The sequence below is a fragment of the Pseudenhygromyxa sp. WMMC2535 genome (assembly GCF_011083025.2).
Map to the genome: position 1 here is coordinate 5,007,291 of NZ_JABJWV010000001.1, position 21,805 is coordinate 5,029,095.

20 protein-coding genes are annotated in these 21,805 nt (G+C 70.4%); 15 read left to right on the top strand and 5 right to left on the bottom strand.

Going from position 1 to position 21,805, the window contains the following annotated elements:
* Positions 1-138 precede the first annotated feature (138 nt).
* A complete protein-coding gene (locus tag G6O69_RS19590) occupies positions 139-1,842 on the bottom strand; it encodes an AarF/UbiB family protein (protein ID WP_172305044.1) in 1,704 nt (567 codons plus the stop codon).
* A 75-nt stretch (positions 1,843-1,917) separates the two neighbouring features.
* Between G6O69_RS19590 and G6O69_RS19595 the strand changes: the two genes are divergently transcribed.
* From G6O69_RS19595 to G6O69_RS19620, 6 genes are all read left to right on the top strand, one after another.
* Entirely contained in the window at positions 1,918-2,628 is a 711-nt protein-coding gene (locus G6O69_RS19595; protein WP_172305045.1) for a hypothetical protein, read from the top strand.
* Positions 2,625-3,464 (top strand): tRNA 2-thiocytidine(32) synthetase TtcA, encoded by an 840-nt coding sequence (gene ttcA, locus G6O69_RS19600; RefSeq protein ID WP_172305046.1) that lies wholly within the window; start codon positions 2,625-2,627, stop codon positions 3,462-3,464. Before G6O69_RS19595 ends, ttcA begins: the two co-directional genes overlap by 4 nt.
* 15 nt (positions 3,465-3,479) lie before the next feature.
* The gene (locus G6O69_RS19605; protein ID WP_172305047.1) at positions 3,480-4,112 is read left to right on the top strand and encodes a histidine phosphatase family protein; all 633 of its coding nucleotides are present in this window, start codon (positions 3,480-3,482) and stop codon (positions 4,110-4,112) included.
* A 95-nt stretch (positions 4,113-4,207) separates the two neighbouring features.
* Positions 4,208-4,741: a sigma-70 family RNA polymerase sigma factor gene (locus G6O69_RS19610; RefSeq protein WP_172305048.1), complete on the top strand. Its 534-nt coding sequence runs from the start codon at positions 4,208-4,210 to the stop codon at positions 4,739-4,741.
* A gap of 82 nt (positions 4,742-4,823) precedes the next feature.
* Positions 4,824-5,507, top strand: a complete 684-nt coding sequence (locus G6O69_RS19615; protein WP_172305049.1) for a succinylglutamate desuccinylase/aspartoacylase family protein — start codon at positions 4,824-4,826, stop codon at positions 5,505-5,507.
* A 69-nt stretch (positions 5,508-5,576) separates the two neighbouring features.
* Positions 5,577-6,737, top strand: coding sequence for a M15 family metallopeptidase (locus G6O69_RS19620; protein WP_172305050.1), 1,161 nt, complete (start codon positions 5,577-5,579; stop codon positions 6,735-6,737).
* Positions 6,738-6,822: 85 nt separating this feature from the next.
* On the opposite strand, the gene G6O69_RS19625 is transcribed toward G6O69_RS19620, so the two are convergent.
* Together G6O69_RS19625 and G6O69_RS19630 are read right to left on the bottom strand one after the other, a co-directional pair.
* Complete coding sequence (locus tag G6O69_RS19625) at positions 6,823-8,382, bottom strand: right-handed parallel beta-helix repeat-containing protein (protein WP_172305051.1); 1,560 nt, start codon at positions 8,380-8,382, stop codon at positions 6,823-6,825.
* Between the two features lie 919 nt (positions 8,383-9,301).
* Positions 9,302-10,684, bottom strand: coding sequence for an aminotransferase class V-fold PLP-dependent enzyme (locus G6O69_RS19630; RefSeq protein ID WP_172305052.1), 1,383 nt, complete (start codon positions 10,682-10,684; stop codon positions 9,302-9,304).
* Between the two features lie 184 nt (positions 10,685-10,868).
* Between G6O69_RS19630 and G6O69_RS19635 the strand changes: the two genes are divergently transcribed.
* The 8 genes from G6O69_RS19635 to G6O69_RS19670 all read left to right on the top strand — a co-directional run bounded on the left by G6O69_RS19635 (position 10,869) and on the right by G6O69_RS19670 (position 19,604).
* Positions 10,869-12,074 carry an FtsQ-type POTRA domain-containing protein gene (locus G6O69_RS19635; RefSeq protein ID WP_172305053.1) on the top strand — a complete coding sequence of 402 codons (1,206 nt, stop codon included), beginning with the start codon at positions 10,869-10,871 and terminating at the stop codon, positions 12,072-12,074.
* A gap of 18 nt (positions 12,075-12,092) precedes the next feature.
* Positions 12,093-13,370, top strand: coding sequence for a cell division protein FtsA (gene ftsA / locus G6O69_RS19640; protein ID WP_217909870.1), 1,278 nt, complete (start codon positions 12,093-12,095; stop codon positions 13,368-13,370).
* Between the two features lie 200 nt (positions 13,371-13,570).
* The gene (locus G6O69_RS19645) at positions 13,571-14,779 is read left to right on the top strand and encodes a urate hydroxylase PuuD (RefSeq protein WP_172305054.1); all 1,209 of its coding nucleotides are present in this window, start codon (positions 13,571-13,573) and stop codon (positions 14,777-14,779) included.
* Positions 14,776-16,158, top strand: coding sequence for an allantoinase AllB (gene allB, locus G6O69_RS19650; protein WP_172305055.1), 1,383 nt, complete (start codon positions 14,776-14,778; stop codon positions 16,156-16,158). Before G6O69_RS19645 ends, allB begins: the two co-directional genes overlap by 4 nt.
* The gene (alc, locus tag G6O69_RS19655; protein ID WP_172305056.1) at positions 16,155-17,261 is read left to right on the top strand and encodes an allantoicase; all 1,107 of its coding nucleotides are present in this window, start codon (positions 16,155-16,157) and stop codon (positions 17,259-17,261) included. The genes allB and alc overlap by 4 nt, the downstream gene beginning before the upstream one ends.
* Complete coding sequence (gene uraD, locus G6O69_RS19660) at positions 17,258-17,779, top strand: 2-oxo-4-hydroxy-4-carboxy-5-ureidoimidazoline decarboxylase (protein WP_346017064.1); 522 nt, start codon at positions 17,258-17,260, stop codon at positions 17,777-17,779. The genes alc and uraD overlap by 4 nt, the downstream gene beginning before the upstream one ends.
* The gene (uraH, locus tag G6O69_RS19665) at positions 17,776-18,123 is read left to right on the top strand and encodes a hydroxyisourate hydrolase (protein ID WP_172305057.1); all 348 of its coding nucleotides are present in this window, start codon (positions 17,776-17,778) and stop codon (positions 18,121-18,123) included. The genes uraD and uraH overlap by 4 nt, the downstream gene beginning before the upstream one ends.
* 50 nt (positions 18,124-18,173) lie before the next feature.
* Positions 18,174-19,604, top strand: coding sequence for a phosphoenolpyruvate kinase (locus G6O69_RS19670; protein WP_172305058.1), 1,431 nt, complete (start codon positions 18,174-18,176; stop codon positions 19,602-19,604).
* Positions 19,605-19,716: 112 nt separating this feature from the next.
* On the opposite strand, the gene rimK is transcribed toward G6O69_RS19670, so the two are convergent.
* A complete protein-coding gene (gene rimK / locus G6O69_RS19675) occupies positions 19,717-20,625 on the bottom strand; it encodes a 30S ribosomal protein S6--L-glutamate ligase (protein ID WP_172308275.1) in 909 nt (302 codons plus the stop codon).
* A 213-nt stretch (positions 20,626-20,838) separates the two neighbouring features.
* On the opposite strand from rimK, the gene G6O69_RS19680 reads away from it, so the two are divergent.
* Positions 20,839-21,306, top strand: coding sequence for a thioredoxin domain-containing protein (locus tag G6O69_RS19680; RefSeq protein WP_172305059.1), 468 nt, complete (start codon positions 20,839-20,841; stop codon positions 21,304-21,306).
* Between the two features lie 18 nt (positions 21,307-21,324).
* Here the strand turns inward: G6O69_RS19680 and G6O69_RS19685 are convergent, their stop codons facing one another.
* Positions 21,325-21,771 (bottom strand): hypothetical protein, encoded by a 447-nt coding sequence (locus tag G6O69_RS19685; protein WP_172305060.1) that lies wholly within the window; start codon positions 21,769-21,771, stop codon positions 21,325-21,327.
* Positions 21,772-21,805: the final 34 nt, after the last annotated feature.

The window sequence follows — 21,805 nt, forward strand, 5'->3', positions numbered from 1 at the left end:
GCCATACGCATATTGGGGCGCGGATCGGGCACCACCGCGCGCCGGCGCGAAGCTCGGGCTCTCACCCGCACTTCCAACTGCGTCGGGTTGTGTTGGGCCGCGCCCCTGGGAGAGGCGAGCGCCGGAGCGAACGCGCGCTCAGTCCTGCGGCAGGATGTTCTTGCGCCGCAGCAAGGTCGCGTTGAGCAGCAGCGCCGCGCCCCAAAAACAGATCGTCAGCCACGGGATCCCCCACAGCGCGATGGGCAGGCCGGCCACGCCGATCACCGCGGTCCCGCAGATCAGCAGGGCGATCGAGAGCGCGGCGCGGATCGCCCGACCGACGCGGAGGTCGGCGGCCTTGTGCTGGAGCGCGAGGGTCTCGGGCGCGACGCCAAACTTCATTCGCCCGCCGCCGAGCTCGTCGAGGAGCACGGGGATGGTGTTGGGGATCGTCCGCGCCATGCCCGAGAAGGCGATCAGGTCGCGGGTCGCCTGCTGCTTGAGGCGCTCGGGGCTGTAGCGCTCGGTGATCATCTGGGTGATGAAGGGGCGCGCGAGCTCGATCGGGTCGACGTCGGGGGCGATCGCCTTGGCCAGGCCCTCGGTGGTGATGATCGCCTTGAACATCATCGTGAAGTCCGTGGGCATGCGGACCTTGTGGCGGGCGGCGCCGCCGACGAGCTGCTGGAAGAGCTCGCCGATCTGGATCTGGGCGAGGGGCACGCCGAGCAGGTACTGCTCGGCGATCGCGATCGCGTCGGCCTCGAAGGCCGGGTAGTCGACGTGGCCCTGGGGGATCGCGAGCTGGAAGAAGGTCCGCGCGAGCGCCTCGAGGTCCTCGTTGATGACCGCGTGGATGATGTCGATGACCTTGTCGCGGCGGCTGGGCGCGAGCCGCCCGACCATGCCGCAGTCGAGCAGGCCGAGGCGGCCGTCGGGGGTCAGCAGCACGTTGCCCGGGTGCAGGTCGCCGTGGAAGAAGCCGTCGATGAACAGCATCTTGTAGGCGACGTTGAAGTAGCGGCGCACGAGCTCGTCGGGGGCCTCGCCCTCGTCGATGACCACGTCGAACTTCTTGCCCTCGATGAACTCCATGGTCAGGACCTGGCTGGTGCTCAGCGCCTTGAACACGGCGGGGATGCGCACGTCCTCGCTCGCGGCGAAGTTTCGCCGGAAGCGCTCCATGTTGTTGGACTCGACCTGGTAGTCGAGCTCCTGGGACAGGGACTTGGCGAAGTCGCGGACCATGCCGCGCAGGTCCATGATGTGCGCCTCCTCGAAGGCCTCCTCGAGGTAGCCGGCGATGGTGTGCAGGATGTTGACGTCGCTCTCGATGGTCGGCCCGATGCCCGGGCGCTGGATCTTGAGCACGACCTTGGTCCCGTCTCCGAGCACGGCCTGGTGGACCTGGCCGATGCTCGCCGAGGCCAGCGGCTCGTCCTCGAAGGACTCGAAGTGCGCGCGCCAGTCCTTGCCGAGGTTGCGCTCGAGCTGGGCGTGGATGTCCTCGATGTCGACGTGCTCGACGTCGTCTTGCAGGCTCTGGAGCTCGGAGACGATCGAGGGCGGGAGTGCGTCGTGGCGCGTGGACAGGATCTGACCGAACTTGACCCACGTCGGGCCGAGCAGGGTCAGCGCCTTGACCAGGCGCTTGCCGGTGTCGGGGCTGTTGAGCGCGGCGCGGCCGAGGTCCTCGCCGTCGTGCTCGATCTGGAGCTCCCGGCGTAGGCGCAGCTGGGCGACGACCCAGCCGAAGCCGTGGGTGATGAACACCTGGGCGATCTCACGAAAGCGTACGGCGTCCTTGGCGGTGGTGACCAGGGCGCGCGAGGAGTGGACGATTGTGCGGAGGACCGACACGGCGGGCGGGTCGGAATATATCCGATTCGTCCGAGCGCTGGCCCCCGGGGCTGCGCTGGCGTAGCTTGGGGTGCCATGGGCGGACCACGGATGACCCGCTTGTTCGCGCTGGCGCCGGTCTTGGCGCTGGCGCTGAGCTGCACGCGCGAGCAGGCAGAGGACAAGGCACGCGCGGCGGCCGACGAGGCCCAGCGCCGCGGCCAGGCGCTGGCGGGGGAGCTGGGCGACAAAGCTGGTGAGCTGGGTGACAAGGCCGGTGAGCGGGGCAAGGCGCTCGCGGGCGAGCTCGGCGACCAGGCCAGCCAAAAGGGCGCGGCGCTGTGGGCCGAGCACGCGGGTGACGGCCAGCTCAGCGCCGCGGTCGAGGACCTGCTCTCGCGCGGCGCCGCGGCCTCGGGCCAGGGGGTCGAGTCGCTGATCGCCCACGGCGAGCAGCTCGCCCCCGCGGCCGCCGAGGTCTGCCGCGGCCTGGCCGAGGTCGTCGACGGCGAGCGGATCATCGAGCCGATCGTCCAGGACCTCGCCGACGAGCAGGCCCAGCGCGAGCTCGACGAGCGCATCGCCGACATGCCCCGGGTCGAGACCTTCTCGGGCGTCGACGTCGGCTTCAAGGAGCTCACCCAGTACGACACGGCCGGGCGGTCCACGGAGTCCGCCTACCTGATCTTGTGGCGCCGCGAGGACAAGCTCGTCGGCCTCGTCTACCGCTCCAGGCAGCGCATCGAGCTCGACGTGCTGCTCGCCGAGGCCCCGCGGCTGCTCGCGCTGGCCCAGGGGTCGCTATGAACCGCGAGCAACTCGAGCGCAGGCTGCTGCGCCAGATCTCTCGGCTCAACCGCAGCATGACGCTGATCGAGCCCGGCGACCGGATCATGGTCGCGGTCTCCGGGGGCAAGGACTCGTGGGCGATGCTCCACCTGCTGCGCGCCTACGAAAGGCGCCTGCCCTTCGACTTCGAGCTGATCGCCGTCAACCTCGACCAGGGCCACCCGGGCTTCCCCGTGGAGATCCTGCGCGAGCACCTCGAGGCCGAGGGCTTCGCCCATCGCCTGGTCGCCCGCGACACGCACACGCCGGTCAAGGCCAACACGCCGGCGGGCAAGGCGTTTTGCTCGCTGTGCTCGCGGCTTCGCCGGGGCATCCTCTACGACGTCGCCGTCGAGCTCGGGGCCACGAAGATCGCCTTGGGTCACCACCGCGACGACGTGATCGAGACCTTGCTGCTCAACTTGTTCTACGCCGGGCAGATCAAGGCGATGCCCGCCAAGCTGCGCTCCGACGACGGGCGCAACGTGATCATCCGGCCGCTGGCGACCTGCGCCGAGGCCGAGATCGCCGCCTACGCCGAGGCCGCCGGCTTCCCGATCGTGCCTTGCGATCTGTGCGGCTCCCAGCCCAACCTCAAGCGCGCGCAGGTCAAGGCCCTGCTCGCCCAGCTCGAGCGCGACAACCCGCTGCTGCGCAAGAGCCTGCTCGCGGCCGTGGGCAACGTCAAAGCCTCGCACCTGTGGGACGCGAGCTTGGCGGGCGCCGGGGCCGTCGCCGAGGTCGGCGAGGACGACCTCTTTGGCGAGGCCGCGGCCGCCGAGTCCGAGCTCGTCCCCCTGAACCTGCTGCGCTGAGCGCGGTGACCTCCCATGCGCGTCGAGCCCGAACCCTGCCTCCTCCAGCGTCGTCGAAGCCTGCGCCTGCTGGGCGTGGGCCTGGCTGCCAGCCTGGTCGCCGCGCTCGGCTGCGGTGACGCCTGCGCCTGCGCGCAGCTCCCTCAGGCCGAGCCGATCACCGTCTATATCGTCCGCCACGCCGAGAAGCAGGTGTCTCCAGGCGAGACGGGCGACATGGCGGCGGACGAGGCGGCGCGCCGGGATCCGCCGCTCTCCGCCGAGGGGCAGGCGCGAGCCCTGGCTTTGGCCGAGGACCTGCCCCTGCGCGAGCTCGACGCGATCTACGTGACGGCGAGCAGGCGCTCCGAGGAGACCGCGGCCGCGGTCGCGGCCGTCACTGGCATCGAGCCCACGCACTATCCGCCGAGGGACATCGACGGCCTGCTCGCGCGCCTGCGACGTGAGGCAGGTACCGTGTCCCTGGTCGTGGGTCACTCGAACACCATCCCGCCGCTGCTGGAGGCCCTGGGCGTCGAGGAAAAGGTGCGGATCGGCGAAAAACAGTACGGTGACCTATGGATTGTGCACACCCTTCCAGAGGGCGGTACATCGCTCGAACACCGGCGCTTTGGTGAGGCAGTGGCGCGATTCGACCTAGAAAAATGAGCTGTGTTCACCGGGAGTCAGCGCGCGCGCTGCCAGTGATGCTCATCTTTTTGTTTATCGTTGACATTTCTGGCTGAGCGGCCGAACGTCGGTGCGTGACCAAGGAGCGCGACGCCGACCTGCTCGAGCGCTGGCGCGGTGGTGACGAGCACGCCGGGCGTGAGCTCTTTGCCAACTTGGCGCCGGCGCTGATGCGCTTCTTCAGGAACCGGGTGCGCGGGGACCAGGTCCAGGATCTGGTCCAGGAGACCATGCTCCGCCTCGTCGACGGCCGCGATCGCATCGACAAGACGGTGTTCGGCTACGCCTACGGCATCGCCTGGAACCTGTGGCGCGAGCACCTGACCAAGGCCCAGCGCCTGGTCGTGGACCCCCTGACCCACACCCTCGAGGACATGGGCATGGGCATGAGCACCATGGTCGGGCGGGGCGAGCGTCAGCAGCTGCTCAACGAGGCCCTGCGCCGCCTGCCCCTCCAGCTCCAGGCCGCCCTCGAGCTCTACTACTTCGAGAGCCTGACCTCCGCGCAGATCGCCGAGTGCTTCGACACCAAGCCTGCGACCATGCGTCGCCGCCTGAGTCGGGCGCGCGAGCAGCTCGAGCGGATCATGCTCGAGCTCGAAGCCTGAGCCCGAGCTCGAGCCGGAGCGCTTTTGGGGCGGCCCGCGGGCCTTTTCAGACGCGTCGGCGGGGCACTATCCTGGCCGCGCCATGCCCTTCACCCCTGGCGTCCACTTCCTCGAGCCGACCATCCCTCTTTACGTGTTCGAGGCCCGCGAGCCCGGACCCACGGCGCTGATCCAAGCTGGGATCCACGGAGACGAGGTCGCGGGGGTGCACGCGCTGCAAGAGCTGCTCGAGGCCGCGCTGCGTCCAAGCCATGGCCGGCTGTTGGTCTGCCCGGTGATGAACCCGCGCGCGTATCGGGCGCGTGAGCGCGCGGCACCTGGTGGCCTCGATTTAAATCGCATGTTCCCGGGTGACGCGGACTCGCCCGAGTGGGAGCGTCGGCTCGCGCGCAAGTTCATGGACCTCGTCGAAGACGAGCGCCCGGCACTGATGGTCACGCTCCACGAGTCCAAGAAGCGCTACGACCCGAGCCTGGACTATCCGACCTTTGGCCAGACCATCGTCTATGGCGTCGAGCCCCGGCCGGAGATCGTCGACCGCACGCTGGCGCGGCTCAACGCGCGCTTCGACGGCGAGCAGGAGCACTGGGACCCGCACTACTTCCCCGTGGCGACCTCGTCGACGGAGGTGATCGTCGACGCGATCGGCTGTGTCGGCCTGTGCATCGAGACCTGGATGGGCTTCGAGGAGGCCCGGCGGATCGAGATGCAAAAAGCGGTGGTCGAGTACTTGCTCGATGACGTGGGCGTGCGCCGCCTGGGCTGAACCCTGGGCGGGGCCCCACTGAAGGGCAGGCGTCGCCTCGGCTCCGAGGCGCTATCATGCTCGGCGAGTATGAGCGCGGTCAGCTACAACAAGCAGCAAGACTACGACGTCGAGACGGTCAAGCGAATCCAGCGGACCGTGGGCGCGAGCGCCGACGGCAAGTGGGGCAAGCAGACTGTCAAGCAGATCCAGGCCTGGCAGCGCGCCCAGGGCATCGCGGCCGATGGCAAGGTCGGTCCGGGCACCTTCGATCACTTCAAAAAGGTCTGGGTGCGCGACGACGAGCCCTCGGGGGAGGAGGAGCTCGACGACGTCGCCGAGGGCGAAGATCCGCACGACGACGATGACGACGATGACGAGGCCAGCGACGCGCCGCCCCGGGTGTTGAGCGTCGGCCAGGCCTTCGCCTACTTCGACGCGGACGCGGATCTGCGCGAGGGCGACTCGGGCGACGCGGTGCTCGCCCTGCAAAACGATCTGTTCGCCTTTGGCGTGTGCGACGACTCGCCCTCGGGGAAGTTCGACAAGGCCACGACCAAGGCCGTGGTCGCCTTTCAGACGGCCGCGCGGGCAGAGGACCGCATCTCCGCCTACGCGCGCAAGCGTGTGCGGGTGTCCTTTGGCCAGGCCCAGGCGGGGATCGTCGACGCGCCGACGCGGGCGGAGATCCGCGTGTGGAAGCAAGCTGGCTTTCGCTGCCAGAGCGGAGACTTCGTCGAGCGGAGGGTCCGCGTGGCCCGGCTGGGCTCCGTGCCGCGCAGCTCCGCGGTCCTGGTCGAGGTCCCCGGGACCGGGGGCAAGACGCGGCTGCTCCACCGCCTCGCTGCCGTCGACCTCGCGCAGCTCGTGGCCGCGTGCAAGCAGGACATCGGGGTCGAGCTGCTCGTTCAGTCGGGCTGGCGAAGGCACCGCTGGAGCTCGCGCAAGCAGTACGAGCAATACGTGACCAAGAAGTACGGGAGCGTGAAGGAGGGCCGCAAGTGGCTGGCCTACAGCTCGCCCCACGAGACTGGCCTGGCCGTGGACTTCGGCACGGGCGGCCTCGAGCCCAAGAGTAAGACGGCGGCCAAGCAGAAGAAGACGCCGGCCTACGCGTGGCTGATCGCCAACGCCTACCGCTTTGGCTTCACGCCCTACAAGCGCGAGCCCTGGCATTGGGAGCACCCGCTGAGCCTGCGCGCGTGGACGACGGGGCTGTCGGACTGGCGGCTGAGCGACGAAGACGAGTGAGCGGGCGCCGGGCGCCTCCGCTCACTCGTCTTTGTATTTGTGTTTGCCGGGCGCTCTCGCTGTCAGCGGGCCGCGGCGAGGAGGCTCAGCGCTGACGCCGACGCCGGCGGACCAGCGCGAGGCCCATGAGCCCGAGCAGCGCCCACGGGCTGGCGCCGCGGCGCCCATCGCTGGCGCAGGCGCAGCCACCTTCGTCGCCTGCGTCCTCGGCTCCCGCGTCGCCGGTGCCGTCGCCCGTCCCCGCGTCGTCGCCCGAGCCCGCGTCATCGCCGAGCTCGTCGCCCGAGCCCTCGTCGCCGGTCGAGCCGCCCTCGTCACCGGTCGTCGAGCCGCCCTCGTCGCCGGTGTCCTCTTCACCGCCGGTGTCTTCTTCACCGCCGGTGTCGTCCTCGCCCCCGCCGCCATCGTCGGCGCAGGACTTGAAGCCCGACTGGGGGATCCATCCGGGGTTGTCGCTGCCCATGTGCTCATAGGCGCCGACGTCCGCGGTCGCGTCGCGGGGCAGGCAGTTGAAGTCGAGCTCGGCCCAGGCCTCGTTCGCGGCCGCGAGCAGGCTCGAGCCGTCTTGGGGGTAGGCGTGGTGCTCGTCGGGGGCGAGCAGCTCGGCGCTGGCGCTCTGGATCGCGAAGGTGCCCTCGCCCAGGCCGTCGAGGGCCCCGATCACGCCGTTGTCGTACCACGTGCCGCTGCCGGCGTTGACCAGCTTGACCGCGGTCCCGCCCTCGCAAAAAAAGGCGTTGCCGGCGATCAGGTTGCCGCTGTCCTCGGGCCAGTCGTTGCCGCGAAAGCACGGGCCGTTGTCGTCGATCACGGTGTTGTGGACGACCGTCAGATTGCTGGGGACCTCGTCTTGGCTGGGCTTGGCGTGGATGCCGTTGCCGCCGACGTTGAAGATCACGTTGTTGCGGACGATCGCGTCGCCCACGGTCTGGATGCCGTTGTCGACCACGTTCCAGATGATGTTGCCCTCGATCACGTTGGGCGCCTCGCCCTGGGTGCCGTACATGGTGATCCCCGGGTACTTGACGTCGTGGATCACGTTGTGACGGATGGTCACGTCGTAGGAGCCGGTCTTGAGCTCGATGCCGTCGCCCTGGCTGGAATTGGTGGTGTCGTGGCACCAGTTGAACTCGACGAGCGAGGAGAACACCGTGCACGAGCCGTCGTTGCAGCCCAGGTACATGCACTCGCCGGTCCCGGCGGTGTCGTGGATGTGGACGCGGCGGATGGTGATGTCCTCGTAGACCTCGCCGGTGCGGTTGCAGGACAGGCCGACGTCGGCGGTGTCGTGGATCTCGAGGTCTTCGAAGGTGGCGTGGGCGGAGTTGCCGACGCGGACGCCGTGGGAGCCGCCGATGATCTCGAAGCCGGCGAAGGTGTAGTAGGTGCCGGAGATATCGATGGCGTTCTGAGCCGAGATGCCGGTGATTGACACGGCCTCGCCCTCGGCGGCGCGGATGATGATCGGCTGGTCGGCGGTGCCCTGGAGGTTGGGGCCCCAGTAGCCCTCGGTGGCGTAGTCGCCGGCGTGGAAGATGACCTCGTCGCCGGGGGCGGCGTTGGAGACGGTGGCCTTGAAGTCGTCGCCGGGGTTTAGGTGGATCTCGGCGGCGAGGGTGGTGAGTAAGGCTAGTGTTAGGGGCATTTGTGGGGGTTATCGCATGGTGGGGTGGGGGTGTTGGGTGTTTTTGGTGTGGTGGGGATGGGGGTGTTTGCTTGGGGGGATGCTGGTTGTTCGCGAGGCTTGCGAGTGTTTCGCGATGTCTTTTGTGGGGGCTTTCTCGATGGCGAGCATGCGCACGGGGGCCGTCGAGTCTTTTGCGGGGGCTTTCTCGACGGCGAGCAGGCGCACGGGGGCCGTCGAGTCTTTTGCGGGGGCTTTCTCGACGGCGAGCAGGCGCACGGGACAGCAGGGGACCCTCGCGGCTCAGACAGGTCGCTGACTCCGGAGGGGCTCCGGTGGCTGGGGCGGTGTGGTTGGTGGGGGGTGTCTCGCTAGCGGTGCTGTGCGTACGCGAAACTCGCCGAGAGGGTCCCCTGCTGTCCCTTTTGTGCGCCTCTTCGGCGGGGAGATGCTCCGCCACAGGCGACGGGGAGGCGTCTTCGTTGGAGGGAGACGCTCTGTCACAGGCGACGGGGAGGCGTCTTCGTTGGAGGGAGATGCTCCGCCACAGGCGGCGGGGAGGCGTCTTCGTTGGAGGGAGACGCTCCGGCACAGGCGACGGGGAAGCGTCGTCGTTGGAGGGAGACGCTCCGGCACAGGCGACGGGGAAGCGTCGTCGTTGGAGGGAGATGCTCCGCCACAGGCGGCGGGGAGGCGTCTTCGTTGGAGGGAGACGCTCCGGCACAGGCGACGGGGAAGCGTCGTCGTTGGAGGGAGACGCTCCGGCACAGGCGATGGGGAGGGGTCGTCGTTGGAGGGAGACGCGCTGCCACAGGCGACGGGGAGCGTCTTCGTTGGAGGGAGACGCTCCGGCACAGGCGAGGGGGGAGCGTCGTCGTTGGAGGGAGACGCTCCGGTGCAGGCGGCGGGGAAGCGTCGCCGTCGTCGGAGAGCCGGGGGGTCAGCCTTCGGGAGCCATCCAGCGGTCGTTGCAGCGGGAGGCGGCCTCGGTCTGGGCGACGTTCTCGCTGTCGGGGCCGAGCACGCGGTAGCGGCCTTGCCAGCGGCGGTCGCGGAGCATGGAGACGCCCTCGAGCAGGCGGTCGACGTCTTCGAGGGTGTTGTAGAGGCCAAAGGAGGCGCGCACGGCTCCCGGGGTGGCGCCGGGCTCTGCGGTGGCGCCGGCTTGGTTTTGGAGCAGGCGGTCGACGTAGACGTGGGCGCAAAAGCGGCCGTTGCGGCAGGCGATGCCGCGCTCCTGGGCGAGGGCGGCGGCGGCGAGCAGGTCGGAGACGCCGGCGATGTTGAAGCTCAGGACGCCGAGGCGGGCGTCGGGGTCTTCGGGGCCGTAGAGGGTGACGCCGTCCATGGCTCGCATGGCGGTCATGGCTTTTTGGGTCAAGGCGCGCTCGTGCTCGCGGATGCGGTCGAGGCCGATGGTGTCGAGGAAGCGCAGGGCCTCGGCGAGGGCGATCACGCCGCCGATGTTGGGGGTGCCGCCTTGGTGGCGATCGGGGGAGGCGACGAATTCGGCGGTCCGGGCGGTGACGCGGCTGGCCGTGCCGCCGCCGGGGAGGTAGGGCGGGGCCTGGTCGAGGAGCCAGCGCGGGCCGTAGAGGAAGGAGGCGCCGAAGGGGGAGTAGGCCTTGTGGCCGGCGCCGGCGACGAAGTCGAGGTGGGCGTCGTCGTCGAGGTCGAGGACCTCGATGCGCTGGTGGGCGAGGAGCTGGGCGCAGTCCAGGGCGATCAGGGCGCCGTGCTCGTGGGCGATGCGGGCGAGCGCGTGGATCTGGGGCATCCAGCCGGTGACGTTGCTGGCCCCGGTCACGGCGAGCAGCTTGACCCGGTTGAAGCGCAGCAGGTCGCGGACGTGGTCCATGTCCAAGCTGCCGTCCTCGCGGACGCGGGCGCGCAGGACCGGGCCGCGCTTGCGGTAAGGGAGGTCGTTGGAGTGGTGCTCGAGCTCGGTGATCAGGACCTTGCCGGGCAGGGGATCGACGACGTGGGCGACGAGGTCGATGGCCTGGGTGGTGTTGCCCAAGAACACGATCGCGCCGCGCTCGAGCTCGCCGCCGATGAAGCCGGCGACAGTGGCGTAGCACTGGTCGAAGGTCTCCGTGGCCGAGCGCGAGAGCTGGTGCGTGCCGCGGTGGATGTTGGCGTACTCCTCGGCCATGAAGTGCACGTAGCGATCGAGCACGCAGCGAGGGGCGTGGGTGCTCGCGGCGTGGTCGAGGTAGAGCAGGCGCTCGGCGCTGCCGTCGAAGAGCTCGACCTTGCGGCAGGCGATCGGGAACTCGGCGCAGACCTGGGACCAGCTCGAGAACAAGGAGGCGTCAGCCATGGGCCCCGGTTTACCAGGCTCTTTGCCGGGAATCTCCGTCCTCGAGGTGGGGATCAGGATGCTGCTCGCCCGTTCACCACCGCCACCACGCGCCTCGGCGACGCGGGTTTTTTGGGGATCCCGCACACGGGATGTATCGCAGATCAGCGGCCGATCTCACCCCACTCGGCGGCTGATCTCTCCCATGAGCACCTCTCCCAAGCGACGCCCACGAACCGCCTCCCGCGCGGCCCGTGGTCGCAACCAGCGTCGCCAGCAGACCGGCCGCAACCGCAACGTCCGCAAGCCCCGCGAGGGCGCGCGGCGGAGCCAGGGTGCCAAGGCTCGCGCGACTCGTGCGGGCGCCAGCTCGGCCCGCGAGCGGATGAAGGCTGCCGGCGAGGGCCTGCGGGATCGCCTGCGCGAGCGCCAGGCTCGGCGCGCCGAGGCGAGCGCCTTTCTCGAGACCCGCACCGACGCGCCGCGCCGCGAGTGGCCGCGCCGCCTCGGTCGCGTGGGCCTGCGCCTGGGCGCGGTCATGGCCGTGGCCTGGGCGCTGCTCGTCGCCGGCCGCGAGGTCTACGAGTACGCAACGACCTCGGCTCGCTTCGAGGCCAGCCACTTCATCTACGAGCCCACGGCGCACATCGACGACGAGACCCTGCGCGAGCTGCTGGCGATCGAGCCGGGGACGAACATCCTGGCCCTCGACCTCGTCGCGCTCAGCGAGAGCGTCGCGGCCCACCCCTGGGTGGCCGAGGCCACGGTGACCCGCAACCTCCCGGACACGCTCGAGGTCGCGGTCGTCGAGCACGAGCCCGAGGCCATCGTCCTGGCCGAGCGCTTCTACCTCGTCGACAGCGCGGGCCGACCCTTCAAGCAGGTCGAGCGCGGCGAGCGAGGCGAGCTGCCGATCATCACCGGCATCGACCGCGCCGAGCTCTTCGACGAGGACGGCCGCGAGCGCGCCGTCGAAGACATCGCCGAGGGCCTCGAGCTCCTGCGCCAATACCAGAGCAAGCAGCGCCCGCGCCTGGGCGAGCTGCACATGGGCGACGACGGCTCGGTGACCCTCTACACCGCCGAGGCCGGCACCGCTCTGGTCCTCGGCCGTGGCGAGTACGCCGCCCGCCTCGAGCGCTGGGACGCCCTGCGCGCGGCCCTGGGCGAGCGCGCCGATCGTCTCGCGGTCGTCCACCTCGACCACGACAGCAAGCCCGATCGCCGTGATCGGGTCGTCGCTCGCTTCGCCAGCGAGCGCGATGAGGCCCTGCTCCTGGCCGCGGTCGAGCGCGCCGAGCCGGACCTGGAAGAACCTGAAGATCAACACCCCGCGGGGATCGCCGACGAGCCCGAGCGCAAGCCGGCGCGCGCCGCCGGTCGTCGCAATCGCATCCCCCGCTACGAGTAGCAAGCGAGGACGGAGAGAATGGCTCAAGTCGGAGAAGTGATCGTCGGCCTCGACATCGGCACCACCAAGGTGGCTGCGGTGATCGGTGAGGTGACCTCGTCGGGTATCGACGTCATCGGCGTCGGGACCAGCCCCTCGGAGGGTCTGCGCCAGGGCGTGGTCGTCAACATCGAGGCGACCACCAACAGCATCGCCGCTGCGATTCAAGAGGCGGAGCAGATGGCCGCCGTCGACGTCCAGTCGGTCTACGTGGGCATCGCGGGCGGGCACATCCGCGGCTTCACCAGCCTCGGTCAGGTCAGCATGCGCAACCGCGAGGTCACCGAGGCGGACGTCGCCCGGGTGATCGACCAGGCCAAGGCCGTCAACATCCCCCTCGATCGCCAGATCATCCACACCCTGCCGCTCGAGTACATGATCGACGGCCAGGGCCAGATCCGCGATCCGATCGGCATGTCCGGGGTGCGCATGGAGGTCCGCGCGCACATCATCACGGCGGCCGTGACCTCGGTCCAGAACATCGTCAAGTGCTGCAACCGCGCAGGCCTCGACGTGGTCGAGGTCGTGCTCGAGCCGGTCGCCTCGGCCAACGCCGTGCTCCACGACGACGAGCGCGACCTGGGCGTGGTGCTGATCGACATGGGCGGCGGGACCACGGACCTGGCGATCTACTCCGAGGGCTCCAACATCTACACCTCGGTGATCGTCATGGGCGGCCACCGCGTGACCCAGGACATCGCCCACGGCCTGCGCACCTCGGTCAGCGAGTCCGAGGCGATCAAGCGTCAGCACGGCTGCGCGCTGGTCTCGATGCTCGAGCAAGACGAGATCATCCAGGTCCCCGGCGTCGGCCCCCGGCCGCCGCGCGAGTTCCAGCGCCGCTTCCTGGCCGAGATCATCGAGCCGCGGGTCGAGGAGATCCTCGAGCTCGCCCGCCAAGAGCTGCTCTCGAGCGGCTTCGTGGAGCTCGCCGCCTCCGGCGTGGTCCTGACCGGCGGCGCCTCGCAGATGGCCGGCATGTCGGAGATCGCCGAGGACATCTTCCAGATGCCCGTGCGCCTGGGCGCGCCGGTCTACGCCGACGGCAACGGCCGCGAGATCGGCCTGACCGAGGGCGGCTTCGCCAGCGTGATCCAGGACGCTCGCTTCGCGACCGGCGTGGGCCTCGTGCTCTACGGGGCCCGCAACGAGCCGGTCGAGATGGAGTTCGACGTCGCGCCGATCCACGCGCGCGGCGGAGCGCCGGGGCCGAGCTTGCCGCGGCGGTGGTTCGAGCGCGTGCGCGAGATGTTCTGAGCGGCCGCGGGCTCGCGGCTTCGATGGGCCTCCTCGGCGACGAGGGGGCTCGTCGCGTTCGTGCTGGGTCGATGTTTGCGCCGCAGATCTGGGCCCGGAATTGGTCGTGCAAGTCCTCACTGCTTTCATGGCTTTGAGCGTGTGGTGTGGGCGGCCTCGCTCAGCCGGTGTACGGCTCATGTGCCATCATCGCGGTGGGTATGGGAACCTACCTCCTCGATTGGCTCGAGCTCATCGTCCGCTGGGCGCACCTGGTGTTCGGTGCGGCGTGGATCGGCACCTCGTTTTACTTCAACTGGCTCAACCACGCCCTGCGTGAGCCCGAGCGACCGGATCAGGTCAGCGCGGGCGTCGGCGGCGAGGTCTGGTCGATCCACGGCGGCCACTTCTATCGCGTGCTCAAGTACGAGGTCGCGCCGGAGCGCCTGCCCAAGACCCTGCACTGGTTCAAGTGGGAGGCCTACATGACCTGGATCAGCGGCGCGCTGCTGCTGACCTTGGTCTACTACCTGGGCGCCGACCAGTTCTTGATCGACGCGGGCGTGCGCGCGCTCAGCCCGGGGGTCGCGGTGGGGATCGGGGCGGGCTCGCTGGTGGTCGGCTGGCTGGTCTACGACCTGGCCTGCCGCTCGCCCCTGGGCCGGCACACCCTGGCCTTCGCGGCGATCGGCTTTTTGGTCATGACCGGCGTGGCCTATGGCCTGACCCAGACCTTTGGCAGCCGCGCGGCCTATATCCACGTGGGCGCGATGCTCGGCACGATGATGGCCGCGAACGTGTTCGTGGTGATCATCCCCAACCAACGCAAGACGGTGGGCGCGATGGTCGAGGGCGGGGAGCCCGACCCCAAGTGGAACCGCGACGCGGCCCAGCGCTCGCTGCACAACAACTACCTGACGCTGCCCGTGCTCTTCATCATGGTCAGCAACCACTACCCCTTCACCTACGGCAACCAGTGGAACTGGGCGCTGCTCGCCGCGATCGCGCTGGTCGGCGCGGGCACCCGGCACTGGTTCAACCTCAAGGACGAGGGCAAGCAAAACGTGTGGATCTTGCCGGCCGCGGCGCTCGCCATGGTCGCGCTGGCCTTCGTGTCCAAGCCCAAGAGCTACGCGGACTACCGCACGGTCGGCTTCGAGGAGGTGCGGACGATCGTCGGTCAGCGCTGCGTGACCTGCCACTCGGCGGCGCCGACCCACGGCGGCTACAAGGCCGCGCCTCAGGGGGTGATGTTCGACAAGCCCGAGCAGATCGCGACCTTGGCCCCGCGCATCAACTCGGTGGTCGTGGTCGCCAAGACCATGCCCCTGGCCAACCAGACCGGGATGACCGAGGAGGAGCGAGAGATCATCGCGGCGTGGATCGCCCAGGGCGCCGACGTCATGGCGGTCGCGGAGGTGAGCCGATGAGCGCGACGACGAAGGAAGGGCGCTTCGCGCTGGTCAGCGAGCGGGTGCTGACGGATGAGGGCCTGCGCCCGGCGGCGGTGATCATCGAAGGCGAGCGCGTCGCCGCGGTCGTCGAGCCCGGCGCGCTACCTGGCGACCTGCCGCGGCGCGAGCTCGGTGATCTGGCGCTGCTCCCTGGCCTGGTCGACTGCCATGTCCACGTCAACCAGCCCGGGCGCACGCACTGGGAGGGCTTCGAGACCGCGACCCGAGCGGCCGCGGCGGGGGGCGTGACCGCGCTGGTCGACATGCCCCTCAACTGCTTGCCGGTCACGACCACGGCCGACGCGCTGGCGCGCAAGCTCGAGGACTGCGCGGGGCAGTTGTGGATCGACGTTGGTTTTTGGGGCGGGGTGGTGCCCGGGAACGCCGAGGACATCGGGGCCCTCGCGCGCGACGGGGTGCTCGGCTGCAAGGCATTTTTGTGTGACTCGGGCATCGAGGAGTTCCCGGCCAGCAGCGAGGCGGATCTGCGCGCGGCGATGACCGCCCTGGCGGCGGCCGGGCTGCCGCTCCTGGCCCACGCCGAGATCGTCGGCGCCCTCGCCCAGGGCGACGCGAGCGCGCCCGAAGATCCCCGCGACTATCACAGCTGGCTGCACAGCCGCCCGCCGCAGTTCGAGGAGGCGGCGATCGCCTTGCTGATCGCGCTGTGCCGCGAGACCCGCTGCGCCGTGCACATCGTGCATCTCTCGGCGGCCAGCGCCCTGCCCATGCTCCGGGCCGCCCGCGCGGAGGGGCTGCCGGTCAGCGTGGAGACCTGCCCGCACTACCTGTGCTTGTGCGCCGAGGACGTCCCCGAGGGGGCCACGCAGTTCAAGTGCGCGCCGCCGGTGCGCGAGGCCGACAACCGCGAGGGGCTGTGGGCGGCGCTGCGCGAGGGCGTGATCGACCTGGTGGTCACGGATCACTCGCCTTGTGCCCCGGAGCTCAAGGCGTCCGAGCGCGGCGACTTTCTGGAGGCTTGGGGCGGCATCGCCTCGCTCTCCTTGGGCCTGTCGAGCGTGTGGACCGAGGCGTCTGGCCGCGGCATCGCGCTCGAGCAGGTCGCTCACTGGATGTCCGCTGCGCCGGCGATCGTCGCGGGTCTGAGCGGACGAAAGGGGCGAATCGCACCGGGCTACGACGCGGATCTGCTCGCCTTCGACCCCGACGCGCGCTTCGTGGTCGGCCGCGAGCACCTGCACTTTCGCCACCCGGTCTCGCCCTGGTTGGGTCGCGAGCTGCGAGGCGAGGTGCGCGGCACTTGGCTGCGCGGTCACTCGATCTATGCGCCGGATCAGGCGGAGCGCTTTCCAGGCGAGGCGCAGGGGCGTACGCTGCTTGGTCGACAGACATGATTGTCACTGCAAGCGATGCCCCCAGCTTCCCCGGCCTCGTCGATCTCGCCAGCGCGAGCCTCGGCGGCCGGGCCCTGGGCTGTAGCGACGAGTTCTTCGCCGCGGCCGCCAACCTCTGCAAGGTCGAGGCGGCGATCTTCGACCCCGAGCGCTACACGGAGCGCGGCAAGTGGATGGACGGCTGGGAGAGCCGACGGCGGCGCAGCCCCGGCGAGGACTGGTGCGTGCTCGCCCTCGGCGTCCGCGGCCGGGTGCGCGCCGTGGATCTCGACACCAGCCACTTCCTGGGTAACCACGCGCCCTTCGCCCGGCTCGAAGGGGTCGACATGGGCGCGGGCGAGGCGACGCTCGAGGCCCTCGCCGACGCCAGCTGGCGGCCGCTGCTCGAGCAGTCGCCGCTGCGCGCCGGCTCGCACAATTGCTTCACCCTCGCGGGGGAAGAGGCGATCACCCACCTGCGCCTGACCATCACCCCCGACGGCGGCGTCGCGCGGCTGCGGGCCTTTGGTGAGGTCGCGGCCGCGCCGAGCAGCTGGCCGGCGCCCGACGACGTGGCCCAAGTCCAGGCCCAGCTCGATCCGGCGGCCCGCGACCTCGCGGCGCTGCGCAACGGCGGCCGGGCGCTGGCGTGCTCGGACATGTTCTTCGCGCCCATGGACAACCTGATCGCCCCGGGCCGCTCGACCTTCATGGGCGGCGGCTGGGAGACCAGGCGGCGGCGCGGGCCGGGCCACGACTGGATCCTGCTGCGCCTGGCCGCGCCCGGGCGCCTGGACGTGATCGAGGTCGACACCGGCCACTTTCATGGCAACCACGCCCAGCGCTGCGCGCTGTGGGGCTGCTTCGCGCCGACGGCCAGGACCACGGACCTGCTCGTGGGGAATGTCAGCGAGGGCGGCTGGCAGGAGGTCCTGCCCCAGCCGGCCGAGGCGCCGCGCTGGCGGCGGATCTTTGGCGAGCACACCCTCGGGCCGGACCGCCGCGAGTTCATCGCCGCGCTCGAAGATCGCGGCCCCTTCACCCACTTGCGCCTCGAGACCTTCCCCGACGGCGGCGTCGCGCGGCTGCGGGCCTATGGACGGGCGGTGGAGGAGGGCGGGTGAGTGAGGCGGGGCGAGGGCCCGCGGCGGCCCTGAACACGATGGACGAGGCGGCCGCGGAGGCGGCTTTGGTCCGGTGCTGCGGGGCCTCTCGCTGGGTCGCGGCCATGCTCGCGCGCCGGCCCTTCGCCGGCGACGAGGCGCTCTACGCCGCGGCATTGGCCGAGTGGGCGAAGATGGCGCGCGCCGACGTGCTCGAGGCCTTCGATCATCACCCGCGCATCGGCGCCGACCTCTCGCGCCTGCGCGAGAAATTCGCCGACACCGCGGCGCTCAGCGCTGGCGAGCAAGCGGGCGCCGCCGCGGCCAGCGAGGCCGAGCTCGAGGCCCTGCGCGACGCCAACTTGGCCTACGAGGCTCGCTTTGGCCACATCTTCATCGTCTGCGCCTCGGGCAAGAGCGCCGCGCAGATGTTGGCGATCTTGCGCGCGCGCATGCCCAACGACCCCCAGACCGAGCTTCGCGTCGCCGCTGGCGAGCAGGCAAAGATCACCCGGCTACGACTGGAGACCCTCGCATGAACGATTCTCGCAGCCCGATCACCACCCACATCCTCGACACCGCGCGTGGATGCCCCGCGACGGGCGTCTCCGTGACCTTGTGGCGCCAAGATCGGCCCGAGCACTGGGAGATGCTCGGCCGCGGCAAGACCGACGAGGACGGCCGGCTCTCGGGGCTGATCTCTTCGGGGAGCATGCGCCCGGGGATCTACCGGATCCACTTCGACACCGCGGAGTACTTTGGCGACGCGCCGAGCTTCTATCCCTGGGCGGAGATCGTGTTTCAGGTCGAGGATACGGACCAGCACTACCACGTGCCGCTGCTGCTCAGCCCCTTTGGCTACTCTACCTACCGCGGTAGCTGAGCAGGCCGCGGTAGCCGAGCCAGCCCGGGGAGTTGGTAGACTCCCCAGCCATGTCCACGCCGACCACCGACCTCGTCGACGAGATCGCCGACACCCTCGCCGCCCTCGACATCGCCTGCGAGCGCTTCGCGGATCGCCACCCCGGGGAGCGCGGGGATCGCCAGCCGGTCCACGTGGTCTACGGCGGCGCGCACCTGTTTCGCCGCGACACCGCGGTCAAGCTCGGGGCGCTGGCCGTGCGCAGCCTCGACACCTACGGCGCCGACCCCTTCGAGTTCGCCCGGGCCATGGGCCTGCCGGGCGCCGAGGGCCTGGGGGAGGACTCGGCCGCGGCCATGGCCGAGTTCGCGGAGGACCCCGACTCGCTGCGCCAGCTCCAGCCCAGCGCCTGGCTGGCGCTGAGCGTCCACGAGCGGGTCCGGGCCAAGCTCGAGCGCGAGCCGGTCGAGGACTTCCGCCTCGACTTCGAGGACGGCTACGGCAACCGCCCCGACGACGAGGAGGACGCGACCTCGGTGTCGGCGGCCAGGGAGCTCGCGGCTGGCCTGGCCGCGGGGACGCTGCCGCCTTTTTGTGGCATCCGCATCAAGCCGCTCGAGGGCGCGCTCATGCGCCGGTCGATCCGCACCCTCGAGCGCTTCGTGACCACGCTGGTCGAGGAGGCCGGGCGCCTGCCCGACAACTTCGTGATCACCTTGCCCAAGATCTCGGTGCCCGAGCAGGTCTCGACCCTGGTCCGCGCCTTCGAGGCCCTCGAGCGCCGCCTGGGCCTCGACGAGGGCGCGCTGGCCATGGAGCTGATGATCGAGCTCGCCCACGGCCTGCTCGACGACGAGGGCCGCTGCCTGCTGCCCCAGCTCCTCGCGGCCGCCGAGGGGCGCTGCGTGGGCGCGCACTTCGGGACCTACGACTTCACGGCCAGCTTTGGGGTCACGGCGGCCCACCAGCGCATGGATCACCCGGCCTGCGACTTCGCCCTCGACCTGATGAAGGCCAGCTTCGCCGAGACCGGGGTGTTCTTGTCGGACGGGGCGACCAACGTGATGCCCGTGCCCCTGCACCGCGGCGAGGACCTCGACGACGAGCAGCTCGCCGAGAACCGGGCCGCGGTCCACGGCGCCTGGCGCCTGGCCCATGGCCACAACCGGCGCTCGCTGGTGCGCGGCTTCTATCAGGGCTGGGACCTCCACCCCGCCCAGCTGCCCGCGCGCTACGCCGCCTGCTACGGGTTCTTCCTCGAGGGCTTCGACGCCGCGGCCAAGCGCCTGCGCAACTTCGTCGAGCAGGCCGCCCAGGCGACCTTGGTGGGCGACGTCTTCGACGACGCGGCCACCGGCCAGGGGCTGCTGAACTACTTCCTGCGCGCCCTGGCTTGCGGGGCGGTGTCCCTCGACGAGCTCGCGCGCACGGGGTTGAGCGAGGCGGAGCTGCGCAGCCGCTCGTTTTTGACGATCCTCGAAGGCCGGCGCGCGGCCGGCTGAGCGCACGGACGTAAAAGCTCACAGGCGCCCACGAAAGAGGCGAAGGCCCGCTCGAGCATGTCGAGGGGCCTTCGCCTTTCGCGTGCGCGCGAGCTCGGGCGCGCGCGGGTCCTCAGTGGTTGAGGTTTCGGTCCCCGCGTCGCCCCGACTCGGAGTCCTTCTCGATGAACTTCACGATCGCCTCGGCCACGTCCTTGCTCGTGGCCTTCTCGATGCCCTCGAGCCCCGGCGAGGAGTTGACCTCCATCACCAAGGGCCCGTGGTTCGAGCGCAGGATGTCGACGCCGCCGACCCGCAGGCCCATGGCCTTGGCCGCGCGCACGGCCGTGCTGCGCTCCTCGGGGGTCAGCTTGATGGCCTCGGCGCTGCCGCCCCGGTGGAGGTTGGAGCGGAACTCGCCCGGGGCGCCCTTGCGCATCATCGAGGCCACGACCTTGTCGCCGACCACGAAGCAGCGCAGGTCCGAGCCCTTGGCCTCGGCGATGAACTCCTGGACCAGGATGTTGGCGTCGAGGCCCCGGAAGGCCTCGATCACCGAGGTCGCGGCGTTGTGGGTCTCGGTCAGGACCACGCCGATGCCCTGGGTGCCCTCGAGCAGCTTGATGACCAGGGGCGCGCCGCCGACCATCTCGACGAGGCCGTCGACGTCCAAGGTCGTGTGGGCGTAGCCGGTCAGCGGCAGGCCGATGCCCTTCTTGGCCAGGATCTGCATGCTGCGCAGCTTGTCGCGGGCGCGGGCGATCGCCTGGGAGCCGTTGACGCAGTAGACGTTCATCATCTCGAACTGCCGGACCACGGCGGTGCCGTAGGACGAGTGCGCGGCGGAGATCCGCGGGATCACGGCGTCGAAGCCCTCGAGCAGCTGGCCGTCGTAGGTGATCGTCGGCCGGTGCGTGGCGATCTTCATGTAGCAGCGCCGGTAGTCGATCAGGTGGCACTCGTGACCGCGGCTGCGCACGGCCTCGACCATGCGCTGGGTCGAGTAGAGCTCGGGACGCTGGGAGAGCACCGCGAACTTCATGGGCTTGACGGGTCGCTTCTCGGTGGTCGCGTCGCCCTGGGCGGGGTCCTGGGACGCGGGGGCCTGGGTCTCTTGGTCGTCGCTGGTCATGACGCTGCGCCAACCCTACACCCGCGCGGGCTGCGACGCGTGAGCTGGCGCTGACAAAGAAGGTGGGGCGGGTCACGTCGGGGCTTGGGTTGTGGCCTGTGACAGTCGACTTAGTTTGGGCCCATGGCCGCGTTCAAAGTCGATCCCAAGGGCCTGCGTCGGCCCTGTCCTCGCTGTGGGAAGGTCAACCGAGTCCCCTTCGCCAAGCTCGACGAGCCGGCCAAGTGCGGGAGCTGCCACGCGCCCATGGGCGAGGGCGCGGACGCCCCGGCGGAGGTCCTCGACGAGGCGGCGTTTCGGGCGCTGATCGAGACCTCGGCCCTGCCCGTGCTCATCGACTACTGGGCGCCCTGGTGTGGGCCGTGCCGCATGGTCGCCCCGGAGCTGGAGACCGTGGCCAAGCGCAGCGCGGGGCGCTTCTTGGTCGCCAAGGTCGACACCCAGGCGCTGCCCCGGGTCGGCGCGCAGATGGGCGTGCGCTCGATCCCCACCATGGCCGTCTACCACCGCGGCCGCGAGCTCGAGCGCGTGGCGGGGGCGCGACCGGCCCCAGCCATCGAGTCCTTCGTTGCCCAGGCGCTGAAGGGTTGAGCGCCCGCGCGGCTGGACTCAATCATGGACGCAAAAGCCCAGGCCTTCGTCGCAGGTCATCGGGCTGGGGCAGGCGAGCCCGCCCGCGCAGGCGAGCACGCAGGACTTGACCGGGTCGCCCTCGACCAGGGCGAGACAGTCGACGGTCGCGCTGTCGGCGTTGGCCTCGGGCGCGGCCCAGCAGTCGCAGGCGTCCTCGCACTCGCGGCTGCAGGTGCCCGCCTCGGCGCTGACCAGGCAGACCAGGGGCTGGCCGTCGGCCATGCAGGCCGCGGTGCCCGCGGCTCCGCACTCGGCGTAGGTCCCCGTGGGGTTGCAGGCCCCGTCGGTGTCCGTGTCCGTGTCCTCGGCGTCGGTCTCGGTCCCGGTCCCGGTCCCATCGTCACCACCGTCGTCGGCGGGCGTGGAGCAGGCCGAGAGCGCGAGGGTGGCAGCGAGCAGGAGGAGGCGGGGGGACCTGTGCATGGGGTTCGCCACGGGGATCCAGAGTAACACCGCG

What these genes read in the sequence shown, in the direction of transcription:
- G6O69_RS19595 (WP_172305045.1), top strand. Translation starts at nt 1,918, where the DNA reads ATGGGCGGACCACGGATGACCCGCTTGTTCGCGCTGGCGCCGGTCTTG.
- ttcA (WP_172305046.1), top strand. Translation starts at nt 2,625, where the DNA reads ATGAACCGCGAGCAACTCGAGCGCAGGCTGCTGCGCCAGATCTCTCGG.
- G6O69_RS19605 (WP_172305047.1), top strand. Translation starts at nt 3,480, where the DNA reads ATGCGCGTCGAGCCCGAACCCTGCCTCCTCCAGCGTCGTCGAAGCCTG.
- G6O69_RS19615 (WP_172305049.1), top strand. Translation starts at nt 4,824, where the DNA reads ATGCCCTTCACCCCTGGCGTCCACTTCCTCGAGCCGACCATCCCTCTT.
- G6O69_RS19620 (WP_172305050.1), top strand. Translation starts at nt 5,577, where the DNA reads ATGAGCGCGGTCAGCTACAACAAGCAGCAAGACTACGACGTCGAGACG.
- G6O69_RS19625 (WP_172305051.1), bottom strand. Translation starts at nt 8,382, where the DNA reads ATGCCCCTAACACTAGCCTTACTCACCACCCTCGCCGCCGAGATCCAC.
- G6O69_RS19630 (WP_172305052.1), bottom strand. Translation starts at nt 10,684, where the DNA reads ATGGCTGACGCCTCCTTGTTCTCGAGCTGGTCCCAGGTCTGCGCCGAG.
- G6O69_RS19635 (WP_172305053.1), top strand. Translation starts at nt 10,869, where the DNA reads ATGAGCACCTCTCCCAAGCGACGCCCACGAACCGCCTCCCGCGCGGCC.
- ftsA (WP_217909870.1), top strand. Translation starts at nt 12,093, where the DNA reads ATGGCTCAAGTCGGAGAAGTGATCGTCGGCCTCGACATCGGCACCACC.
- G6O69_RS19645 (WP_172305054.1), top strand. Translation starts at nt 13,571, where the DNA reads ATGGGAACCTACCTCCTCGATTGGCTCGAGCTCATCGTCCGCTGGGCG.
- allB (WP_172305055.1), top strand. Translation starts at nt 14,776, where the DNA reads ATGAGCGCGACGACGAAGGAAGGGCGCTTCGCGCTGGTCAGCGAGCGG.
- alc (WP_172305056.1), top strand. Translation starts at nt 16,155, where the DNA reads ATGATTGTCACTGCAAGCGATGCCCCCAGCTTCCCCGGCCTCGTCGAT.
- uraH (WP_172305057.1), top strand. Translation starts at nt 17,776, where the DNA reads ATGAACGATTCTCGCAGCCCGATCACCACCCACATCCTCGACACCGCG.
- G6O69_RS19670 (WP_172305058.1), top strand. Translation starts at nt 18,174, where the DNA reads ATGTCCACGCCGACCACCGACCTCGTCGACGAGATCGCCGACACCCTC.
- rimK (WP_172308275.1), bottom strand. Translation starts at nt 20,625, where the DNA reads ATGAAGTTCGCGGTGCTCTCCCAGCGTCCCGAGCTCTACTCGACCCAG.
- G6O69_RS19680 (WP_172305059.1), top strand. Translation starts at nt 20,839, where the DNA reads ATGGCCGCGTTCAAAGTCGATCCCAAGGGCCTGCGTCGGCCCTGTCCT.
- G6O69_RS19685 (WP_172305060.1), bottom strand. Translation starts at nt 21,771, where the DNA reads ATGCACAGGTCCCCCCGCCTCCTCCTGCTCGCTGCCACCCTCGCGCTC.